Origin of the sequence: Gymnodinialimonas ceratoperidinii (genome assembly GCF_019297855.1) — a bacterium.
Classification (GTDB): domain Bacteria; phylum Pseudomonadota; class Alphaproteobacteria; order Rhodobacterales; family Rhodobacteraceae; genus Gymnodinialimonas; species Gymnodinialimonas ceratoperidinii.
In genome coordinates, this window is record NZ_CP079194.1 from 2,932,458 (window position 1) to 2,952,972 (window position 20,515).

General features: G+C 59.0%; 20 protein-coding genes and 3 pseudogenes. 6 read left to right on the forward strand and 17 right to left on the reverse strand.

The window, feature by feature from the left end; translation table 11 throughout:
- Window positions 1-38: 38 nt before the first annotated feature.
- The 6 genes from KYE46_RS14130 to KYE46_RS14155 all read right to left on the reverse strand — a co-directional run bounded on the left by KYE46_RS14130 (window position 39) and on the right by KYE46_RS14155 (window position 5,170).
- Window positions 39-1,298 carry a class II aldolase/adducin family protein gene (locus tag KYE46_RS14130; RefSeq protein ID WP_219001369.1) on the reverse strand — a complete coding sequence of 420 codons (1,260 nt, stop codon included), beginning with the start codon at window positions 1,296-1,298 and terminating at the stop codon, window positions 39-41.
- 23 nt (window positions 1,299-1,321) lie between these two features.
- A complete protein-coding gene (locus tag KYE46_RS14135) occupies window positions 1,322-1,627 on the reverse strand; it encodes an antibiotic biosynthesis monooxygenase (RefSeq protein ID WP_219001371.1) in 306 nt (101 codons plus the stop codon).
- 4 nt (window positions 1,628-1,631) lie between these two features.
- Entirely contained in the window at window positions 1,632-2,123 is a 492-nt protein-coding gene (locus tag KYE46_RS14140) for an RbsD/FucU family protein (RefSeq protein ID WP_219001373.1), read from the reverse strand.
- 37 nt (window positions 2,124-2,160) lie between these two features.
- Window positions 2,161-2,901 carry an ATP-binding cassette domain-containing protein gene (locus KYE46_RS14145; protein ID WP_219001375.1) on the reverse strand — a complete coding sequence of 247 codons (741 nt, stop codon included), beginning with the start codon at window positions 2,899-2,901 and terminating at the stop codon, window positions 2,161-2,163.
- Between the two features lie 74 nt (window positions 2,902-2,975).
- Window positions 2,976-4,109 (reverse strand): substrate-binding domain-containing protein, encoded by a 1,134-nt coding sequence (locus tag KYE46_RS14150; protein ID WP_219001377.1) that lies wholly within the window; start codon window positions 4,107-4,109, stop codon window positions 2,976-2,978.
- A 38-nt stretch (window positions 4,110-4,147) separates the two neighbouring features.
- The gene (locus KYE46_RS14155) at window positions 4,148-5,170 is read right to left on the reverse strand and encodes an ABC transporter permease (RefSeq protein ID WP_219001379.1); all 1,023 of its coding nucleotides are present in this window, start codon (window positions 5,168-5,170) and stop codon (window positions 4,148-4,150) included.
- A gap of 176 nt (window positions 5,171-5,346) precedes the next feature.
- On the opposite strand from KYE46_RS14155, the gene KYE46_RS14160 reads away from it, so the two are divergent.
- Together KYE46_RS14160 and lsrK are read left to right on the forward strand one after the other, a co-directional pair.
- Window positions 5,347-6,306: a sugar-binding domain-containing protein gene (locus tag KYE46_RS14160; protein ID WP_219001381.1), complete on the forward strand. Its 960-nt coding sequence runs from the start codon at window positions 5,347-5,349 to the stop codon at window positions 6,304-6,306.
- Window positions 6,303-7,868: an autoinducer-2 kinase gene (gene lsrK / locus KYE46_RS14165; protein WP_219001383.1), complete on the forward strand. Its 1,566-nt coding sequence runs from the start codon at window positions 6,303-6,305 to the stop codon at window positions 7,866-7,868. The genes KYE46_RS14160 and lsrK overlap by 4 nt, the downstream gene beginning before the upstream one ends.
- A gap of 107 nt (window positions 7,869-7,975) precedes the next feature.
- Here lsrK and KYE46_RS14170 read toward each other — a convergent pair.
- The 5 genes and pseudogenes from KYE46_RS14170 to KYE46_RS14190 all read right to left on the reverse strand — a co-directional run.
- Window positions 7,976-8,614: pseudogene (locus KYE46_RS14170) on the reverse strand (IS6 family transposase); the annotation flags it as partial.
- Between the two features lie 61 nt (window positions 8,615-8,675).
- Window positions 8,676-9,083 carry a TRAP transporter large permease subunit gene (locus tag KYE46_RS14175; protein ID WP_219001385.1) on the reverse strand — a complete coding sequence of 136 codons (408 nt, stop codon included), beginning with the start codon at window positions 9,081-9,083 and terminating at the stop codon, window positions 8,676-8,678.
- 249 nt (window positions 9,084-9,332) lie between these two features.
- A pseudogene (locus tag KYE46_RS14180) lies at window positions 9,333-9,554 on the reverse strand (transposase); the annotation flags it as partial.
- Window positions 9,555-9,580: 26 nt separating this feature from the next.
- Window positions 9,581-10,216 (reverse strand): annotated as a pseudogene (locus KYE46_RS14185) (IS6 family transposase).
- A gap of 137 nt (window positions 10,217-10,353) precedes the next feature.
- Window positions 10,354-11,259 (reverse strand): LysR family transcriptional regulator, encoded by a 906-nt coding sequence (locus KYE46_RS14190; protein WP_219001387.1) that lies wholly within the window; start codon window positions 11,257-11,259, stop codon window positions 10,354-10,356.
- An 86-nt stretch (window positions 11,260-11,345) separates the two neighbouring features.
- Between KYE46_RS14190 and KYE46_RS14195 the strand changes: the two genes are divergently transcribed.
- From KYE46_RS14195 to KYE46_RS14205, 3 genes are all read left to right on the forward strand, one after another.
- Window positions 11,346-12,194 (forward strand): CmcJ/NvfI family oxidoreductase, encoded by an 849-nt coding sequence (locus KYE46_RS14195; protein WP_247716843.1) that lies wholly within the window; start codon window positions 11,346-11,348, stop codon window positions 12,192-12,194.
- A 42-nt stretch (window positions 12,195-12,236) separates the two neighbouring features.
- Window positions 12,237-13,019 (forward strand): SDR family NAD(P)-dependent oxidoreductase, encoded by a 783-nt coding sequence (locus KYE46_RS14200; protein WP_219001389.1) that lies wholly within the window; start codon window positions 12,237-12,239, stop codon window positions 13,017-13,019.
- 66 nt (window positions 13,020-13,085) lie between these two features.
- The gene (locus KYE46_RS14205) at window positions 13,086-14,954 is read left to right on the forward strand and encodes a sigma-54-dependent Fis family transcriptional regulator (RefSeq protein WP_219001391.1); all 1,869 of its coding nucleotides are present in this window, start codon (window positions 13,086-13,088) and stop codon (window positions 14,952-14,954) included.
- A gap of 27 nt (window positions 14,955-14,981) precedes the next feature.
- Here KYE46_RS14205 and KYE46_RS14210 read toward each other — a convergent pair whose 3' ends face one another.
- The 6 genes from KYE46_RS14210 to KYE46_RS14235 all read right to left on the reverse strand — a co-directional run bounded on the left by KYE46_RS14210 (window position 14,982) and on the right by KYE46_RS14235 (window position 19,038).
- Entirely contained in the window at window positions 14,982-15,284 is a 303-nt protein-coding gene (locus tag KYE46_RS14210; RefSeq protein ID WP_219001393.1) for a DUF1330 domain-containing protein, read from the reverse strand.
- A 56-nt stretch (window positions 15,285-15,340) separates the two neighbouring features.
- A complete protein-coding gene (locus KYE46_RS14215; protein ID WP_219001395.1) occupies window positions 15,341-16,039 on the reverse strand; it encodes a lipoyl protein ligase domain-containing protein in 699 nt (232 codons plus the stop codon).
- On the reverse strand, window positions 16,036-16,707 hold the full coding sequence (locus tag KYE46_RS14220; protein WP_219001397.1) for a 2-oxo acid dehydrogenase subunit E2: 672 nt from the start codon (window positions 16,705-16,707) through the stop codon (window positions 16,036-16,038). The genes KYE46_RS14215 and KYE46_RS14220 overlap by 4 nt, the downstream gene beginning before the upstream one ends.
- Complete coding sequence (locus tag KYE46_RS14225; RefSeq protein ID WP_005851830.1) at window positions 16,704-16,937, reverse strand: biotin/lipoyl-containing protein; 234 nt, start codon at window positions 16,935-16,937, stop codon at window positions 16,704-16,706. The genes KYE46_RS14220 and KYE46_RS14225 overlap by 4 nt, the downstream gene beginning before the upstream one ends.
- 76 nt (window positions 16,938-17,013) lie before the next feature.
- Window positions 17,014-18,033, reverse strand: a complete 1,020-nt coding sequence (locus tag KYE46_RS14230; RefSeq protein WP_219001399.1) for an alpha-ketoacid dehydrogenase subunit beta — start codon at window positions 18,031-18,033, stop codon at window positions 17,014-17,016.
- A gap of 15 nt (window positions 18,034-18,048) precedes the next feature.
- Window positions 18,049-19,038, reverse strand: a complete 990-nt coding sequence (locus tag KYE46_RS14235; protein ID WP_247716844.1) for a thiamine pyrophosphate-dependent dehydrogenase E1 component subunit alpha — start codon at window positions 19,036-19,038, stop codon at window positions 18,049-18,051.
- A 413-nt stretch (window positions 19,039-19,451) separates the two neighbouring features.
- Between KYE46_RS14235 and KYE46_RS14240 the strand changes: the two genes are divergently transcribed.
- Window positions 19,452-20,438, forward strand: a complete 987-nt coding sequence (locus tag KYE46_RS14240) for a zinc-dependent alcohol dehydrogenase family protein (protein ID WP_219001402.1) — start codon at window positions 19,452-19,454, stop codon at window positions 20,436-20,438.
- Window positions 20,439-20,515: the final 77 nt, after the last annotated feature.

Sequence of the window (20,515 nt, forward strand, 5' to 3'; positions counted from 1 at the left end):
TCGGAGCTCTGTTTTGGTAGTCTGGAGAAGTCCCGACATTAGCCGTTCTTGAGCTTCGCCTGCTCCAGCGACCAATATTCCATGTCGAACAGGTCCGGCTCTGCGATTGGTCGATAGGTGCCATATGCTTCAGCGGCTTCGATGACGCGGGCTCCTTGGACGGCGAGATCGGCGGCGATAGAGGCCTCCTTCGCGGTCTTGCCGAGCCCGAAGAGACCCAGGCCCCGGACCAGCGCCACCCGGGGCGCCGGGTCCAGCATTGTCTTCGGCTCGCTCGCGCGGCCCGCGTTTCGCGTGAAGTAGTCCCGATACCACGACGCAGAGGCTGTCAGCGCGTTTACGACAGCACTCTGGCCCTGGTCTTTCTCGAAAACGACCGGACGTGGTTTCACACGGATCACGTGATCGGGGGTAATCGTTCCGCGAGCCGAGACTTCTTCCAAGTCCCGAAGCTCAAGGTAGCGCCTGATGTTCGCGTCTGTCCGGAAATCGAGGCAAACGCCGCCCATCTCCGGAAACAGTTCGGAAACCGCTGACGTCAAGACAGAGGCAAAGGCGTCGGCGGCCGGGTCGCTCCCCTCGCTCGTGAGTGCCGGCGCAAGAGACGCGCCGTGTGTCGCAAGGTAATCTTCCGCCATCGTGACGAAAGTGATCATGCGTTCATAGGATTCACGCGCCGTCTCACCGAAGGTAAAGAGCCCGTGGTTATCAAGCCAGAGACCTTCGCAATCGGGGTTGTCGTGGTAGATCTTCGCAGCCTCGATCGACAGATCGTAACCGGGCATGACGTAAGGAACCAAGGCAAGCCGATCTCCGAACACCTCGGCGCCGATTGCCGATGCATTCGGTTGATTTGCCAGAACGAGGATCGAAGTTGCGTGGGAATGGTCCACGAACTTGCCCGGCAGAAACGCATGCAACAGGGTCTCTACTGACGGATTGGGCGACGACGGATCCATCAGGTTCTCTCGCAGGAAAGACACCATCTCAGGATCGTCCATCGGCGGTTTTTGCCGGGCGCCGACAAGCGCTTCGAGATCTAGCGCCGGGAGGCCCGGCTCTTCAATACTATCGAGGTCCCAGCCGCTGCCCTTGACGTGCAGCACGGGGCGTGAACCCGCTCCGCCCCAGTCCCGGACGGTCTTGACCGAGGTATTGCCACCCCCATGCAGCACCAGTTCGGGATCCTGTCCAATCAGGCGCGAAGTATAGACCCGCAGCCGAAGATCCCGATCAGCCTCGGATGAAGCGCCATTGATCCACGCCTCGGCGTCCCCGTCGTTCCAGCGACTTTTCATTCCGTCGTCTCCCTTGTGCCCGCTCAGGCCGGCAACTTGTCGGACATCACGAGATCGAAGACTTCCTTGGTCCGGCTTCCCGTCATGATGTCCTCGAGCCGCGCCACGGTCTCCTTGTAGTGGTCCGTATTGCGATGCTCATCGACGGACTCGGCCGACTTGAACACCTCGTAGATGGTGAAGCGGGTCTCGTCTTCGGGGTCTTGGAGGACATCGAACCGCACATTTCCCGGCTCTTTGGTGGTCCCTTCGTAATTGATCCGGAACGCTTCGAGGAAATCCTCCACCCGATCAGGTTTCACGTTGATGCGAACGATTTGAACAAACATAGCCTTATTCCACACCGTCTTGGCCATGCTCGACGTTCAGCCGATGGCGTTCTTCCCAGCTCGCCGGCACAGGTGCGCCGGTGTTCTCGAACCACTCCTTGACCGGGATCCCGGAGACGAGCGCGACATTGCCCCAAGGCATCCACGCACCGGTTCGCACGATGTACTTCGCATTCCGGTAACAATCGCCGTGGAACCATTCGTTCGGCTTGGTGCCGGCCTTCGCATCCGGGAAAATCTCGCTCACGCCATTCCACGCGTAGGGATTGTTTTCCTTGGCGTCGGCGATCATCGAGAACTCTTCGACCCACATTTCGCCGCGGATCGACTTGAGCACCGTGAACAGGTCCGGCACGCCCGGGGTAAGCGCCAGATCGATCACGCGCTCGTCATGGTCCATCTGGAAGCCGGCATCGGTAACGAGCATGATATCGTCATGACCCATCTCGGAAATCGCCCGGCTGAGTTTCACATTGAGAATGCCTTTGCGGCGCATGTTCTTATCCTTTAATTTTTAATGGTTTGCATCGGTGTCAGGCGGCGGCGGAGGGCGCCTCGCCGTCGACGATGAGCGAGATGATCTCGTCCTGGCTGGTGGTGGCCATGTCGCGCACACCCGCCATCTTGCCGAGGTGGAGGATCGCCACGCGGTCACAAACGCGCCGTACGTGGCCAAGATCGTGGCTGACCATCACGACGCCGATGCCCCGTGACGCCAGATCGCGCACAATGGCGAGAACCTCGTCCCGCGCGCTTGGAGACAGCGCGGACGTGGGCTCGTCCAGGATGATGTAGCGGCTGCCGAAAGCCATTGTCCGGGCAATGGCCGAAACCTGCCTCTGTCCACCGGACAGATGACCGACCGGGTTGCGCGCATCGAACTTGCGCACCGAGAAACCGTCGATGATCTCCATCGCGCGGCGGCGCATTTCGCCGTACTTCAAGAAGCCCAGGCGGTTGGTAACCTCGCGTCCGATGAACACGTTCATCACGACCGGCAGATCGTCAAACAACGCGAGGTCCTGGTACAACATCTCGATCCCGGCGGCCCGTGCGTCGGACGTGCCGTCGAAGTCGTACTGCTTTCCATCGACTTCGATCGAACCCTCGTTCGGGCGTACCGCACCGGCGAGCACTTTCATCAGGGTGGACTTGCCTGCCCCGTTGTCACCCAGAAGGCCGATCACCTCGCCGGGATGGATTTCCAGATCGATATTCTCGATCGCCTTCACGGAGCCATAGCTCTTCGTGATGTTCTTCAGCACCACAGACATGCGCGTCCTCGTTCGGTTGAGACTTGGTCAGAGAGGGGGGCACGTGATGCACCCCCCTCCCGCTATCGGTGCGATCAGCGGTCGAGTTGGCCGGAGTAACGGAAGGCGTATTCCGTCTGTTCCCGGATCTCCTCCTCGGTCATGCGGTAGTCGATCGTGTTGATCGTCGCCGCGAGGACCACCGGGACCTCCTCCCCGGCCAGATCAGCCCGGATCGCTTCTGCAACCGCAACGCCCCAGTCATCATTGACCCGGAACGCCGTGACCTGCAGGCCGCCGTCGATGATCGAGGCCAATTCATCGGCGCCGCCGCCCCAGCCGTTGATGATCACGTCATCCAACACGCCACGTTCGGTCGCCGCCGCCAACGCGCCCAGCGCGATGGCAGTCGAGCCTGCGTGCAGCATGGTGATGTCGGGATGGCGGCTCAGGATCGCGTTTGCGCCGGTGAAGGCAAGCTCACGGTCACCGTTGGCCTCAAAACTGTCGACGAGCTCCATGTTGGAGTTCGCCTCCACGCAATCCGCGAAGTACTGCGAGCGCTGCGTGTCGATCAGACCCGGTACGTAGTGCAGCAGTGCGAAAGTGCCCTCCCCGCCGGTTTCTTCGATGGTCCATTCGCAAAGCGCCTCGGCGCCGACGGTGTGATCGAAACCCACGTGTGTCAGGGGCTGCTCGTCCGTGCCGAGCGTATCGACGAAGGGATTCACAACGTTCATCACCAGTGTCGGGATCTCGGCCGCGAGACGCGCGAGGTTGCTTTTCTGAACCTGGTATTCGGATGGGCCGACCACCGCGTAATCGAAATCGCCAGCCAGCACCTGATCGATCTGCGTGGATTGACGGCCGTGCTCGTCGGGGCGGATCATGAACTCCGTAACCTCGTAGGGCACGTTCAACTCGTCCAGCCGCGAGCGCATCGACAGGTTCAGACGTGCCCATGCGTCAGAGGTTTCCAGGCTTGGGAACATGATCGCGATTTGGAGAGGTTCGGCTGGCGGGTTGTCCATCGGGACCGCCTCGGCACGCACCCGCTCCATGAACGCATCCATTGCTTCACGCTCGCCTGGCACCATCTGGTGAAACTCGGGCAGAAGCAGGAACCCGCGTTCCTGTGCTGCTTCGGGCACCTCCTGTGCGACAGCGACGCCGAGATGGGCGAAGGCCGCTCCGGCAAGCAATGCGCTTTTGATCGTGGTTTTCAGCATGGTAGTTCTCCTCCCAGAGTTTTGCCCAATTGAGGGCCTTATTCCTCGCTACGCCCGCTGCGATGCGAGTACAGTCCGATGGTGATCAGGATCACGGCGCCAGCGGCAACGTTCTGCCAGAACGCTTCGAAACCGAGCATGACGACGGCGTTGGTAATGGCCGCCAGAAGCCAGGCGCCAAGAAAGGTACCGACGACCGAGCCGCGCCCGCCGAACAGGTAGGTGCCGCCAACGATCACGGCCGCGATGGTGTTGAGCAGGATCGTCACCGCACCAGAGGCGACGACGGCATCCAGGCGTCCGGCCAGCATGATGCCGCCAATCGCCGCGATGAGGCCCATGAAGACGTACACCCCGATCCGGTAATTCTGCACGTTCACGCCAAGGCGCTTGGCGCCCAGTGGGTTGGCCCCGACCGCGTGCAGACGCACGCCGACGCGATGGTACGCAAAAATCAGATGCGCGATCACGACGACGGCCAAAGCCACGATCAACGGGATCGGCACTTCGCCGATGCGACCGCGCCCGAAGAACCGGATGGCCTCCGGGAACCCGAAGAAGACCCCGCCGCCCGCATAGACCAGCGCCAAACCGCGAAACACCAATTCGGTAGACAGCGTCACGATGAAGTCGGGCATCTTGAGCTTCGTTACCAGCAGCCCGTTAACGAGTCCGCAAAGTGCCCCGACCGCAAGGCCGATGAACAACGCGAGGAACAACGGAAGTCCGAAATCCTTGAGCGCGGCGGCAAAGGCGACGCTGGACAGGATCAAGATCGCGCCGATCGACAGATCGATCCCGCGCGACGTGATGACGGCCGTCATGCCCACACCCAGAAGCATGAACAATGATGCGTCCATCGCGATCGCGCGCAGGTTGCCAACCGAGAAGAAGGTCGGAGCGGCGAAGAGCATGACCACAACGATGATGCACAGCATCACCGCCGGCGCCGCGAGTGGAACTTTCGTGGGTCCAAGCAGAGGCGGCAAATTCTCTCGCCATCCCCCTACGGGTGTCGTTGCGACCCCACCGACGGACGAGGTGGTGTTCTCTTGTGCCAAATCAGCCTCCCACTGAAATTCAGCTCACCGCAAGTGTGAACATATTTGATTCTTGAAATACAAATGATCACTTCATCACGGGACCCGTCAACGGTTTTTTTGATCTTTTTGAGAATTGACGCGCTGTGGAGGCTGGCGTTAGATGAAAAGGCGCACCGGTTTGGAGAAATTGTTCCATGTCTAGAAAAAATGTTCAGCACGGAAGCTCCGACCATCTGGCTCCCGAGGATGAAGAACAGTTGGCTCTGGTGGCCTGGTATTATTATCACGACGGCCTGACCCAAGGAGATATCGGGGACATGCTCGGCATCTCCCGCATCAAGGTATCGCGCCTGCTCGACCGCGGGCGCCAGAGCGGCATTATTCAGGTCAACATCAACTCACCCTATGCAGGCTGCTTTCGCCAACAGCGCGCGTTGATCGAGCGGTTCGGCTTGCGTGATGCCCGTGTCGTACCGGCTTTCGACAAGGGTGACGCCGGCACCCGTGTGGCTCAAGCGGCTGCCCAACTCCTCATGCAGGAGCTTGAGCCCGGCGAGCTGCTTGCAATCGGCTGGGGGGAAACGGTCAGCAAGACATTGCAGCAGATGACGCCGCTACTGACGCAGGGCCAGCTTGAACTGGTCAGTCTGACCGGGGGCGTCGCGACGTATTTGAACGGCAGCGGCTTCGGCAAGATGTCCAACATCCATCTAATCCCGACCCCGCTGCGCGTCTCATCCAGCGACTTCGCGCGCGCATTGCGCGAAGAACCTTTCGTGCGCGACATCATAGACATGGCGCTGACATCGCGCGTGGCCCTCGTCGGGGTCGGCTCGCTCTCGGACGAGGCGACGCTGGTACGCAGCGACTATTGCAACCGCTCGGAACTCAACCTGTTCCGCCGCCAAGGCGCGGCCGGCGACATTCTCGGCTTCTTCTATGACGCCGAAGGCAATGTGCTCCCCCTCGACATTCACGAACACGTCGTCTCGGTCCCGCTCTCCAGCCTGGCCTCGATCGACACTGTCATCGGCGCCGCTGCGGGCGTGGAGAAGGCGGACGCGATCCTCGGCGCTATGCGCGGCCGCCATATCAATACCTTGGTAACGGACCAGCCGACCGCCGAAGCAATTCTCGAACGGAGTGATCCATGACGCACTACTATCTGGCAATCGACGCGGGCACGGGCAGCGGTCGCGCGGTCATATTCGATGAGAACGGCTCACAGGTCGGCGTTGGACAGAGGGAATGGACACATCAAGCGGAGGACGGTGTGCCCGGCTCCATGGGCTTCGACTGCGCCCAGAATTGGGATCTGCTGTGCGATTGCATCAAGATCGCCATGACAAGCGCGGGGATCAGGGCCGGCGAAATCGCCGCGATCAGCAGCACGAGCATGCGCGAAGCGATCGTGCTCTATGATGACAGGGGCCGCGAAATATGGGCCTGCGCCAATGTCGACGGGCGCGCCGCCGACCAGGTAGCGGCTTTGAAAGCGCGCGAAGCAGGGTTGGAGCGGCAGTGTTACGACCTCAGTGGTCAGACGTTCGCCCTGGGCGCGTGGCCACGCCTTGAGTGGGCTCGACAGAATCGCCCCGAGTTGTGGGACCGCGTGGCGAAACTCTCGATGATCAACGACTGGATCGCTTTCCGACTGTCGGGCGAGATCACCGCTGAGCCCTCGAATGCCGGGACCAGCGGGCTGATGGATCTCGCGACACGGGAGTGGTCTGACAGCCTGATCGCCACCGCCGACTTGCCTCGCAGCCTGTTCCCCCCGGTCGTCGCCAGTGGCGAGCTGGTCGGCAAACTGACAGCGAAAGCCGCGGCGGAAACCGGTCTGGCTGAAGGAACGCCCGTCGTCGCCGGCGGAGGCGACGTGCAGATGGGGAGCGTCGGGGTCGGCGTCACCGATCCCGGCAAGGCCGCGATTTTCGGCGGGTCTTTCTGGCAGCAGGTCGTGAATTTGCCAGAGGGTCGCACCGACCCGGACATGCTGATCCGCGTCAATCCGCACGCCGTAGCCCCCTTCGCCCAGGCAGAATGCATCTCGTTCTTTGTAGGACTGACAATGCGTTGGTTCAGAGACGCGTTCTGCGAGCCGCAGGTCGCCGAGGCCGAGCGCCGCGGGATCGATCCCTACCAGGTATTGGAAGAACAGGCCGCGCGCGTGCCAGCGGGCTCGAATGGCATCATCCCGATCTTCTCGGACGCGATGAACTTCGCCGCCTGGTATCACGCGGCTCCGTCCTTTCTGAACATGTCGATAGAGCCGGGACACACGACACCGGCAAGCCTGTTTCGCGCGCTCGAAGAAAACGCCGCGATCGTCTCGGCGGAAAACCTGCGCCGCGTGATCGCATTCTCCGACACCGATTTTGGCGACGTGGTCACCTTCGCGGGAGGCGCCTCCAAAGGCCCCCTTTGGTCACAGATCGTGGCCGACGTCCTGCAACGAGACATCGCCATTCCCGTCGTACGCGAAGCGACTGCACTAGGCTGCGCGGCCGCGGCTGCCGTGGGATCGGGTAAATTTTCCGACTTGCAGGAGGCCGGCAAGTCCTTCGCCCGGATCGAACGGGTGGTGAAGCCGAACCGAGACCACGCTGCGCTCTACGAAGATGCGACTGAACGTTGGCGCTCGGCCTACGCCGCACAACGCGACCTTGTGGACAATGGTGTCACCGCGCCAATGTGGAAGGCGCCTGGGCTGTAGTGGTTTTGTCAGTGGAATTTGAACAAGGAGAAGGGTTTCGCGGGGGCAAGTGGCGGCGCTGTCAGACTAATTCGAACCGGTCTCACCAAGGACAGTATAGCTGTCTCTTATGTCGCGCAGAGACCACGCCACTCGGCGAGAGCGGCGGCGCGGTTAGCCTTGAGGAGGGGTCTGCTTGAGAGGCTGCGTTCTTGGTTGAAATGGTTCGAGACAGAGGCGTGGACGGCGGCAAATTTCTGAAGATTTCGCATCCGCAGGAAGCGAAGCATTGCCCGCTCTCGTCGTCGGAGTGGCAGATGTGAATTCTCGGCTCGATTGTTGAGCCAACGACCAGTCTCCCGCCGCTCGCCGGCTCCCATTTCCTTCAGGGCAGCGCCGTAGGATCGCAGCCTGTCCGTCACGATGACCTCAGGCTGACCGTGCTTACGCATTGCTTTCTTGAGGAATTTCAATGCAGCTTTCTTATCACGGCTCTTCGTCACGAAGCTTTCCAGGACCTCGCCCTCGTGATCGACGGCCCGCCAGAGATCGTGCTGATCGGCATTGATCTTAACGAAGATCTCATCCAGGTGCCAGCGCCAGCGGCTCCAATTCATTCCCTCGATCCGGCGCTTCCGGTTCTCCGCGGCAAACATCGGGCCAAAACGATGCCACCAGTACCGCACCGTTTCGCGGCTGATCTCGACACCTCGCTCGTGCAGCAGGTCCTCGACATTCCGGAGAGACAGGGGAAATCGAGCGTACACTCAAGCCAGCTTCCTCTGACAACACCCAACCTCTAGATAGCCGATGAAAAAAATGTCGACCCTACCGCCCGAAAACAAGATCAGGCAGGCTCAGCGAAAGGGCCGGCCAGTAGGTGACTACGCCTAGGAAGACGAACAGAGGGATGTAGAACGGGGCTACTTGTCTGAGTAACGGTTTGTAGCCGACTTTCGCGACTTCAGTCATTACAAATAGGAGGATGCCAAACGGTGGCGTCAACGTACCGATTAACAGATTGATTACCATCACGATCCCGAAGTGAACCGGATCGATCCCGAGAGTGCCGAGAACCGGCACAAGTACCGGTACGGCTACTAGCAAGATCGCCGTGGTATCCATCACCATGCCAAAAATCAGCAGGGCAACGTTTACGATCAAGAGCACGATCAGGGGGTTTTCGCTGATCGACAACAGCACCGTAGCAAGTTGCTGCGGTACGCCTTCATCCAACTGTCCTTGTACAGACTCAATTAAATCAACGACGCGGGACCCGCAAACTACAAAGGGTGGAATTTGGGGCCTAATGCGCACTTACGACTAAGGGATCGTGGTGAGGGTCTGCTTACAGCCCTTGGGCATTTTTTTCGTGGCTGCAGCGAATGCCTCTTCTCCGCCCCTCTACCAGCACCAAACTTGCGGGCGCGGTAGACAGCAGACGCAGAAAGTGTGGCCTGTATGAGGGCGCGAGCGCCTTTCTTATCAGGCTTTGCCCGTTTGCTGCGGCGCAGGAAAGATCTTAGCCAATTTGCGGAGGTTTTGGGCGGTGGCAGCGAGGAGGAATTCGTCATTTGCACCGCATGGGCCCCGTAATCGGAGCCGACCCAGGCCAAGGATGCGTTTGAGATGTGCGAAGAGCATCTCGACCTTTTTGCGCAGCCGATTTGAGATCGCATATTTCTTGGTCTTTGCTATATCGCGGGCGTCAGCTAGGACAGTAGACCTGCCGCTCAATCAGCACAATGAGCGCGCCACTCGGACAGTCCAGCGGTTCGGTTGAGCTTGAAGTTGTCTCGGGAATAGAGGTGTCGTTCCTGGTTGAAATGGTTGCTGACAGAGGCATGGACGGATGCGAATTTCTGCAAACTTCGCATCCGTCGGAACCTAAGCATCGCACGCTCTCTTCGTCGGAAGGGTAAGTGTGAATTCTCGGCTCGATTATTGAGTCAGCGACCAGTCTCCTGCCGCTCGCCGGCTCCGATTTCCTTCAGGGCAGCACCGCAGGATCGCAGCCTGTCCGTCACGATGACCTCAGGCTGACCGTGCTTGCGCATTGCTTTCTTGAGGAATTTCAATGCAGCTTTCTTTTCACGGCTCTTCGTCACCAAACTTTCCAGAACCTCGCCCTCGTGATCGACGGCTCGCCAGAGATTGTGCCGATCGCCATTGATTTTCACGAAGAACTCATCCGGGTGCCAGCGGCTCGATTTCATTCCCTCGATCCGGCACTTCCAGGTCTCCGCGGCAAACACTGGGCCAAAACGATGCCACCTGTACCGCACCGTTTCGTGGCTGATCTCGACACCGCGCTCGTGCAGCAGGTCCTCGACATTCCTGAGAGACAGGGGAAATCGAACGTACATCATCACCGCCAGACGGATGATCTCGGGACTGGTCTTGAAGTAGCGAAATGAAGAACGTTCAGTCCTGCGTGGACGCTACGAAACCGCCCTGCCCCGCTCAAGCCAGTTTCCTCTGACAACACCCTCAAAGGGCCTCGGTATCATATCGACCAGGCAGTCCGGTTTCCCAACCGTTTGATCAGGAAATCAATGAACATCCTTGTTTTGGGAGTCAAAACATTCGAGCGGGGGTAGACAAGCCATAGGAGTGTGCGCTCGTTCAAGGACCAATCGGGAAGCACATGGACCAGACGTCCGGCTGCGATTTCGTGTTCGATATTCCACAGCGAGCTGATTGAAACTCCGATGCCTGATACCGTCGCCTCGCGTTGCGCGTCGCCGTCATCGACGATTGTCCGGCATGTCATGGTTTGGGGATCAAGCTTTGCAGTTTCACCCTCGGTGCTAAGCAATTCACGTGGTTCAAGGTTGGACCACGCTATAAAACGGTGGTTCGACAGATCGGACGGGTGCGTGGGAGTACCGTGAGTTTTCAGATAGCTAGGCGATGCACACAGAACACGGGTGTCATCCGACAGCTTCCGACCCTTCAAACTGCTATCCGCAAGTGGGGCGCTTCTGAGAGCCAGATCAAAACTGCCTTCGATGGCATCAAAACTGGTGTCCGAAAGGCGCAGGTCCAGCGTCAGATCGGGGAAAAGGGTTTGGAATTCGGGCAAGAGCGGCATGATGTGCAGTTGTGCGAAACTGCTTGGCGCGGCAAAGCGTAAGGTGCCTTGGGGGCCGACATCCCTGCCACCCAACGCCGCCTGGGCAGCCTCTGACTGCGCGAGAATTTCGCGGGCATAGGGTAGAAAATCTGCCCCTTCCAGAGACAATGAAACCTTACGCGTGGTGCGCCTTAGCAGTTCCACCCCGAGCTCGGTCTCCAACTTGGCGAGGCGGGCGCTTGCCACGGCAGGAGCAAGGCCAAGTTCGCGACCCGCAGCGCTGATATTGAGCCGCTCTGCCGCCATTACAAATAGACGAAGGTGATCAGTATCCATCAATTATACTCAAAATCGAAAAAGTGAACTCCACTATCGGCAATTTACCCCGAAAAACGCAAGATATAAACTAACTTCAACAGACAATGACATCAGCTCAGGCCCCTGCCGATTTCCCCAAAGCAGCGCGGCCCGGTCATGACGAAGAGGAGTTTCTGATGACGCAGACGGGAACCGTAAACTATCACGTCCACAAGCCGTTTCGACAAGCATTTGAAATTGATGTGGATGGCATTGCTGGCAACCTCATCGAGCCGGAGTTTTTCGCTGCCAAAATCGCAGTGGAGGATCAACGGAACTGCGAGGCCGCCACGGATTTTGCAGAGGACGGCTTTGCTTTTGTCAGCACGCTGACGGGTATTTCGAATTTCAAAGGCGACAATTGGCAGAGCCGATATGACGCCGAACTGGCCGATCTATTGAAACAGGAAGTTGGCGCAAAAGAGGTGATCACCTTTGATCATACAGTACGCATCGATGATCCGCAGGCCAAGCGCCGCCCGGCCCGCCACGTCCACAGCGATTATAGCCGCGAGGGTGCGGAATGGCGTCTTGTGGATATTCTTGGCCCTGAGAAGGCCGATGAATGGGCGCAGGGTCATTATGCCTTTATAAACGTCTGGCGCCCGATCGCGAACCCGATCAATTCTGCACCTCTTGGCTTTATTCGACCATCGACGGTCAGAGACGCAGATTGGATCGTGATTGACTTGATCTACCCCGATCGCAAGGGGCAGGTTATGGGGCTGGCAAAAGACGCCGCGCACGAATGGGTTTATCGCTCACGGATGACGCCTGACGAGGTCGCAGTTTTCAACATCTACGACAATTCCGGTCGCCCCTGCGTTGGCCACAGTGCGATCGATCTGGTCGAAGACCCGACTGTAACGACGCCCCGCCAAAGCATCGAAAGCCGTACATTGGTTCGCTACTAAAGAGCGCCCACCGGTGCATTTCACGAACAAGGGATCATTCACATGACCAAGACAATTCTTGTCACCGGCGCGACGGACGGGATCGGCCTTTTGACAGCTAAGACGCTGACTGCTGAGGGCCACAATGTCCTGCTGCACGGGCGCAGCGCGGACAAGTTGGAAGCCACGGCGCGCGAGGTCGGGGGCAATCCGGAAACCTACCGCGCTGACCTTTCGCGGCTGGAGGATGTTAACGCCTTGGTGGCAGATGTCCGTGCCAAACATGACACCTTGGATGTGTTGATCAACAATGCCGGTGTGCTGAAGGTCCCCAACACACAAACCGACAGCGGGCTGGACGTGCGTTTCATGGTCAACACAATCGCACCATGGGCTTTGACCGTTGGCCTGCTGCCGATCATCCCCAAAGACGGTCGCGTCGTAAGCCTTTCGTCAGCCGCACAAGCCCCTGTCAACATCAACGCCATGCTTGGCGAGCAGCAGCTTGGTCACAATGAAGCCTACGCGCAAAGCAAGCTGGCGTTGACAATCTGGTCGCAGGAATTGGCGCGTGAACACCCCGACGGGCCGATGTTTGTCTCGGTCAATCCGGGGTCTCTTCTTGCCACAAAAATGGTCAAGGAATCCTATGGAATGGCGGGCAATGACCTGCGGATCGGGGCTGACATCCTGCGCCGTGCGGCAGTGTCCGACGAATTCGCCAATGCCTCGGGGCAGTATTACGACAACGATGCAGGACGCATCGCACGGCCCCATCCCGCAGCCGCCGACCGCGCACATGTCGCGCAACTGATGGCGGCTATTCGTGAGCTGGCTGGTGCTTAGCAGCATACCATAACATTTGCCGATCAAGGGGATTGCGCATTAAGATAAGAGGCGGGAGGAGACGTGATGGGAGGTTTCATTACCTCAAATCAAACGGATGCGATTGCCGCATCCTGGGATCGGTGCGCGCGGCGGTATAACCTGCGGCACGATACCGGGCGGCCTATCATGCGCCTCCAATCCTCCGAAGTGGCCCCTCGACTTGAAAAGATCGTCGAAAGCACCGGCGGCAGGCAAGGTTTCTTTCAACATCTCGCTTCGGTCGCAGGCGAAATCGGTCATTGTCTGGTTGTTACCGACGCCGATGGCGTCTCTGTTCGGATAGAGCATAGCGGGGCAACCAGCGGCTCTGACGGGTGGAATGGCATCGCCCTTGGGTCATGTTGGGACGAACGCCTGGCCGGTACAAATGGTGTCTCCATGGCCTTACGGACGGGACATGCAGTCACCGTGCGCGGTGCGGATCATTATTTTTCGATGCTGAGGCAGTTTGCTTGCACAGGCATTCCGGTGCTGGATGCCCACGGTGAGATGATTGGTGCAATCAATCTTGTCTCTGTCGATCGGGGAAATCGCGCGGATTATCTGTTCAGCCAGCAGTTGTTGGCAAGGACCGCGCATCGCATTCAGCGCAACCTGTTTGAGACAGAATTCCGTGACGCGATGCTTGTCACCGTTTCGCGCGGGGGGCGTGATCACGTCCTTTCAGATGATGCTCTGGTCGCGGTGAATGAGGCAGGGATGATTATCGGCGCCACGTCCACCGTTTCCGCCTGCCTTGACGGCGCAAACGCGGCATCGCTAACAGGACAGGCGTTCGAGGCTGTCTTTAACCTCGACAGCAATCAGCTCGTGAATGTGCCTGAGAGGGTGCTTTCGATGCCGGGCAATCCCGGGGCCGCGGTGAACCTGACGGCCGCGTTGCCAAAGGCCGCCACACCGCGACAGGTGGCCGAGCCGCTGCCGTCCAGCCCTGTGCGCAAACATCGTTTGCCTCCATCGCTACAGCAATTGGCGACCGGAAGTCACAGCATGGCCGCCGCCTGCCGCCGCGCGCGAGAGGTGCTGAAAAATACGGCCATGCTGCACCTTGAAGGCGAAACCGGAACCGGGAAATCCGCGCTTGTGGCCGCATTGCTGCAAACCGATACCCCTGACGCACAAATTATTGATCTGGATTGCGCGACGCTTGGCGATCGTGATGCCGACAAAGACCATTTGCGCATGGTCATCGAACAGGCCCGCGTTCATTCAGTTTTGCCGAACGTAGAGCGTTTCGGTGCAGCACTGATTTTTGATAATGTCGATGAGTTGCCAAAATCCTCGCAAGCGGAGCTGCGGCGGTTTCTGAAAGAATTGGAAAAAAACAGCCATAATCAGGGCGGTTATGGGCGAGACGGCAACTTGATTATTGTTTCGACAAGCCGAAAACCATTGATCGACGCCGTCAACGCAGGGCACTTCCGAGACGATCTTTTTTACCTTCTCACGGGGGGCAAAGTAGTCCTGCCGCCCCTGCGCGCCCGCGAGCATCCAGAAGTTCTGGCGCAAGCCTTGTGTGCGCAGCTTACCGGACGCACTGTTACCTTCAGTGCCGAGGCCAAAGACGCGCTTCGCCGCTTAGCGTTCTATGGCAATGTACGCGAAATGCGCGCGGTGCTTCAAAACGCATTGGCTGCGGCACAAGGCAACCAGATCAACCTGTTTGATTTGCAGCAAACCGCGGTTGCCGCCCCTCCGTCCTCTGCCATGATCGCACCATCTTGCGTCACCGGCCCCGGCAATCTGATGCCTGTCTATGACGAACGCAGCATGATCCTTGAAGCGCTCAGCAGCAGTCGCTGGAACGTCAGCGAAGCCGCTCGTGTGCTTGGCATGGGGCGGGCAACGATTAACCGGAAGCTAAAGCTCTATGAGATAAAGCGGCCGATCTGAAGAAGGCCGACCCCTTTTGGGCACGGATCAGGTCAGATCGTCCTTGCCGTCGATGATGAAATGCACGCTGGTCGACCCCTTGTGACGGGCCTCAAGATAAGGCGCGTAGTCAGGGTCGTTGACAAAATCATGGGCGGCTTGCGCATCCGGCCATTCGAGGATGACGCGCAGGGCTGCGGGCTGGTCATCCCCCTCGACCTGTTCGTGGCTGGTTGTGCGCGCAATATACATACCGCCATGTTTGGCGATGATCTTGCCGACCGGCTCGATATAGCCGGGGATCCAGCTGTCGTCGGTGGGTGTTACGGCCAGTACTGAATAGGCTGTCATGGGTTGTTTCCTCCTCTTTGGTATCGATTGCCCTTGTCGTTTACACGGGCCTGGGTTCAGGCCGCTCGGCGACCCAGATGCTGTGTTTCGCGCAGGATGTCGCGCTGTGCTATTTCATTGAGTGAAGCGGCCAATGTGTTCAGCGGATCACGCAGCGACGGGATGGCCCTGTCCAACGTCGTGTGAACATTCTCATCGATTGGGCCAAGGGAAAGGTCACGGTGAAACGCATCGATAGCTGCTGCCCCTGCGGCCAGATCGCCCTCCATCAAAATCAGCGCATGCGCCAAAATGCGGCTCTGCCCGTTGCCAATAGGACGTATGCGCTGTGCCGTGCCCACGACTTTGCGGCCATTCAAGGACAGATTCCATGCGCCGTCGCAAAAGCTGTTCGGGGTCGCTCCTGTCGTCCAACCGGCAGGGATTGCTTCCTGAATGATCTGTGTAATCAGGCGGTATCCATCCTCGATGGTGAATGTCCGATCAGCGTCAAACGCCAGTGCGAGGTTTAAGACCCCAGGCCCTTGGGGGACCGCGCCGCCGCCCGTGGGGCGCAGATGCAACGGCCAGCCGCGCGTGGCTGAATTGCGTTTCGCCGCGTCAAAGCCCGGCCTGCGCCGCAGGCTCGCCGGACAGACAAGCGCGCGGCGGCGCGGGCTCCAGAGACAGGTGACAGCGCCCTGCGCCGTGAAGGCCGCGGCCTCAAGGGCAAGCCCCTCGGCCACGCCCTGCACATATGCGAGGGGTGCGTTCACACCGCCATCCCCTCGATCTCTTCGCAGATCGAGGTCAGCAGGTCGCCCGCAGGTGCGCCATCAAGCGCGCGGTGATCAAAGGTCAGCGACAGGCCCACGTGAGGGCGCAATTCGATCCCGTCATCCTCGCCCCGTACCGCGCGATCCGTCATGCGCCCGATACCAAGGATGCATATTTGGCCCGCATTGATGATCGGGGTGAAATGCTCCACCCGCGTCAGGCCAAGGTTCGAGACCGTGAATGTGCCGCCAGTCATTTCTGTCACGGTCAGCTTGTTGCTCTTGGCACGCGCAGCCAGATCCTGCCGTGCTGCGCGAAGCTCGGTCACATCCTTCGCATCAGCACCGAACATGGCAGGTGCGACCAAAAGATTGCCGGGCAAGGCAATGGCCACCGACAGGTCAACCGCATCAGACAAATGCACCTCGCGCCCCTCGACCCGGCCGTTTGCGTCGGGGTTCTTTTTCAGGGCGCGAACCACAGCCAGCATCAAGAGATCCTCAACAGATACCTTGGAGCCTTTCTCGCCCAGACGGGTTTTCTCGGCCATCAGTGCCGTCGCATCAGCGCTTCCATGGTGGGTCAGTTGCGCGCCTGTTGCCAGACTTTTGACCATGGCATCTGCGATCATGCCGCGCACGCCTTTGAGGGGGACAACCTTGCTCATTCGACCGAACCAATGACTGCGCCCTTGGGTACAACGGCATCCGCCTCTTCCTTGATCCGCAGGGTGCCAGAGGCTGGTGCGTTGATCTCGTATTGCACCTTGGCGGTCATAATCTCGACCACCAAGGCGCCTTCTTCGACGGTTGCGCCATCATCGGCAAGCCAGCCGGTGATTACTGTTTCTTCGTCCTCTTCCCAGAGGTCGGATGGGATGACGATATCTGTTGCCATTTGAATTGTTCTTTCCTGTTCGGGGTCGCGCCTAATGCGACCCCGTTGATCTGTGATGTGTTGGTTTGGTTTTGGCTCAGGCCGCTTGCATCTCGTCCCAGGCAGCGACGATCTTGTCAGGGTTGGGCAGGCAGAACTGCTCCATCACCCGCGCGAATGGGATCGGCACATCAGGGAAGGCGACGCGTTTTGGCGCGGCCTTGAGGACCGAGATATCATGCTCCGTCACGGACGCGATGATTTCGCCGGACAGGCCATAGCTCATATAGTCCTCATCCACGACGATCAGCCTGCCGGTCTTGGCCACACTGGCGCGGATGGTTTCGCGGTCCAACGGCACAAGGCTGACAAGATCGACAACCTCGGCACTGACGCCTTGCTCTTCAAGCTTCTTAGCGGCCTTGAGCGCATTATGAACGCCCATGCCGCAACTGACGATGGACACGTCCTTGCCTTCGCGCACGACCTTGGCCTTACCGATTTCCAGTGTGTAGGGCTCTTCCGGCACATGCACGGTTGCCCCCGCTTCGGTGCCAAGCCAACCCATGCCCTGCAGGCCCTTGTGGTACATGTAAACCACCGGACTGTCGTCGCGCATGGCGGCGGTCATCAATCCCTTGGCGTCATAGGCATTTGACGGGGCCACAACCTTCATCCCCGGCAGGTGGGCAAAGGTACCGTACAAACATTGCGAATGCTGGCCACCATCAGAATAGCCACCACCGGTTGAAGTCATAAGGACCATCGGCACCTTCACATTGCCGCCGGAGAAATAGATATTCTTGGCCATCAGATTGTAGATCGCATCAAAGCAGACGCCAAAAAAGTCGACGAACATTAGCTCGACTACAGGGCGCATGCCATCCTGCGCCGCACCTACGGCGGCACCGATAAAGGCGGTTTCCGAAATCGGTGTGTCGCGGATACGTTCCGCCCCGAATTCCTCGATCAATCCACGAGTATTACCATAGACACCACCCAAGGGGCCGATGTCCTCGCCCATCACAAAAACGGAGGGGTCGATGCGCATTTCCTGTGCAGTGGCTTCGGCCATAGCGCGGGCGATCGTCAATTTTCTTTCGTTCGATTTGGTCATGTCTTTTCCTCCCGTTTATGCTGCGAACACGCGCGTCAGCGCATCTTCGGGTGCTGCATCATCGCTTTCGCGGGCGAATCTGATCGCGGCGTCAACGCGCGCGGCAGATTCTTCCTCGATCGTGTTCAGTTCCGCGTCGCTGGCAGCACCATCGGCGAGCAATCTTTCACGCATTTTGGGAATCGGATCCTTTTCAAACAGCGCGTCTTTTTCGCCTTCAGGACGGTAGGCTTCGGCGTCCCCCATAAAGTGGCCCGCCAGACGGTAGGTTTCACATTCCAGAAGCGATGGACCTTCACCCGCCCGCGCCCGTGCAATCGCCTCGCCCGCTGCTTCAAAGATGGCGTAAGGGTCGTTGCCCTCAATCCGTTTGCCGGGGATGCCATATGCCGCCGCGCGGTCTGCGTGGCTGCCAATGCTGCTGGCGGTTTCCTTGGAAACAGAAATGCCCCAGCCGTTATCCTCGACCACGCAGATAAAGGGCAGGTTCCAAACGGCGGCAAGGTTCATCGCCTCGTGCCAGCCGCCTTGGTTCACCGCACCTTCACCGACGAAGGCCACGGCCACGCCCGGTTTGCCCTGCATCTTGCGCGACAGTGCGGCGCCCACCGCAGGCCCCATGCCCTGCGCGATAATGCCGGAACAAGCAAAGTTCACATCATCATCAAACAGATGCATATGCCCGCCACGACCGCCGGACAGGCCGGTTTTCTTGCCGAAAATCTCGGCCGCCATTTTGTCCAAATCAACGCCCTTGGCGATGGCCTGATGGTGCGGGCGGTGGGTGGCTGTGACCACATCCTCGGGAGTCAGGTGTGCACAAACCCCCACCGCCACTGGCTCCTGCCCGTCGGACAGGTGCATTTCACCCGGGATCGGCCCATTGGCCATGTTGAACGCCGGTGATTTTCCCTCGAAATAGATCTTCGCAATAGCCTCTTCGAACCTCCGGCTCGTGACCATATTACGATACATCCAATGCTGTTCTTCGCGTGTTGGTGACATAAATTCCTCCTCCCATGTGCACGGCATCTCCCTGCCGCATGAACGCTGGGAATAGGATTGAACGAGGTGGATCGCATAACAACGACACTGACGCCCGCGCGGGGCTTGATCTCACAAACTGTCTCATCGTGAGACAGTTTGAGACACATCGAGCCAGAGTCTGACGCAGTTTCGATACAGTTGCGTGATCCGCTCACGAAGACTCAGGACAGCGACCAGGCCGCAACTTTCAGACAACCATTCCGACACCGCGCCGGTCTCCAAGATGCAACGGTTTCTGTTTAGTCGCCTTCCGCGCGCATATGGCTCCATTATCTCCACAATCAGAAAACTGAACTCCGCTTTGAGCGGATTACCCAGAAAAATCGGTCGTGTTAGCCTTGCGTTAACAAACACATCGAAAGGAAAATCCGATGAAAACCATGGCCCTCTCCGAATACGGACCCGATTCCACCTTTGCATTGACCGAGCTGCCAAAGCCAACCGCGAGCGCCGGTCACGTTATTGTTCGCGTTCAGGCGACCAGCATCAATACAATCGATATGATGATCCGGAACATGGGCACGGACCTTGGCTTCGCACCCGCTGCCCCCGCTGTGTTGGGCATGGATTTTGCTGGCACGATCGAAGAAGTCGGCGAGGGTGTGACCGATTTCGCCGTAGGCGACGGGGTATACGGCTGCGCCGGTGGTCTGGCGGATCTTCAGGGCGCTCTGGCGGAATACATGCCGGCGGATGCACGGCTGATCGCGAAAAAGCCGAAGTCCTTGTCCATGCGTGAAGCGGCGGCGATCCCGCTGGTCGGGATCACCGCCTTTGAGGGGATCAAGCGCGCTGGCGTAAGCAAGGGCCAGAAGGTGCTTGTCCATGGCGGTTCTGGCGGCGTGGGGCACATCGGTGTGCAACTGGCCCGGTCACTCGGCGCGGATATCTATGCCACCGACAGCGGCGACGAACGTCTGTCCGTTGTGCGCGACCTTGGTGCCGAACCAATCGATTTCAAAGCGGAAACCGTCGAGGACTATGTCGCCAAGCACACAGGCGGTACAGGTTTTGATGCGGTGCTGGATACAGTGGGTGCTGGCAACCTGACGAACTCATTCAACGCGGTCGCTCTGAACGGCCACGTGGCCACCACGCTTGCGCTGGCAGAACTCGACCTGTCACCGGCCCACCTAAAGGGTGTCTCGCTTCACATCGTTTTTATGCTGATCCCGATGTTGCACGACAAAGACCGTGCAGATCACGGTGCGATCTTGGCCGAACTGGCACAGCTGGTTGATAGCGGCGCGCTGAAACCGGTGGTGGATGAGCCGCAGTTTGACCTTGAGGCGGTCGGTGCAGCATATGATCGGCTCGCCAGCGGTAAGGCAATCGGCAAGGTGGTCGTCGACGTGTAACGAACCACAAAGAGCGTTCGACATGACGCGGCGGGCTTCGGCTCGCCGCGTCATTCGTTTTTCGGAATAGGATTTCA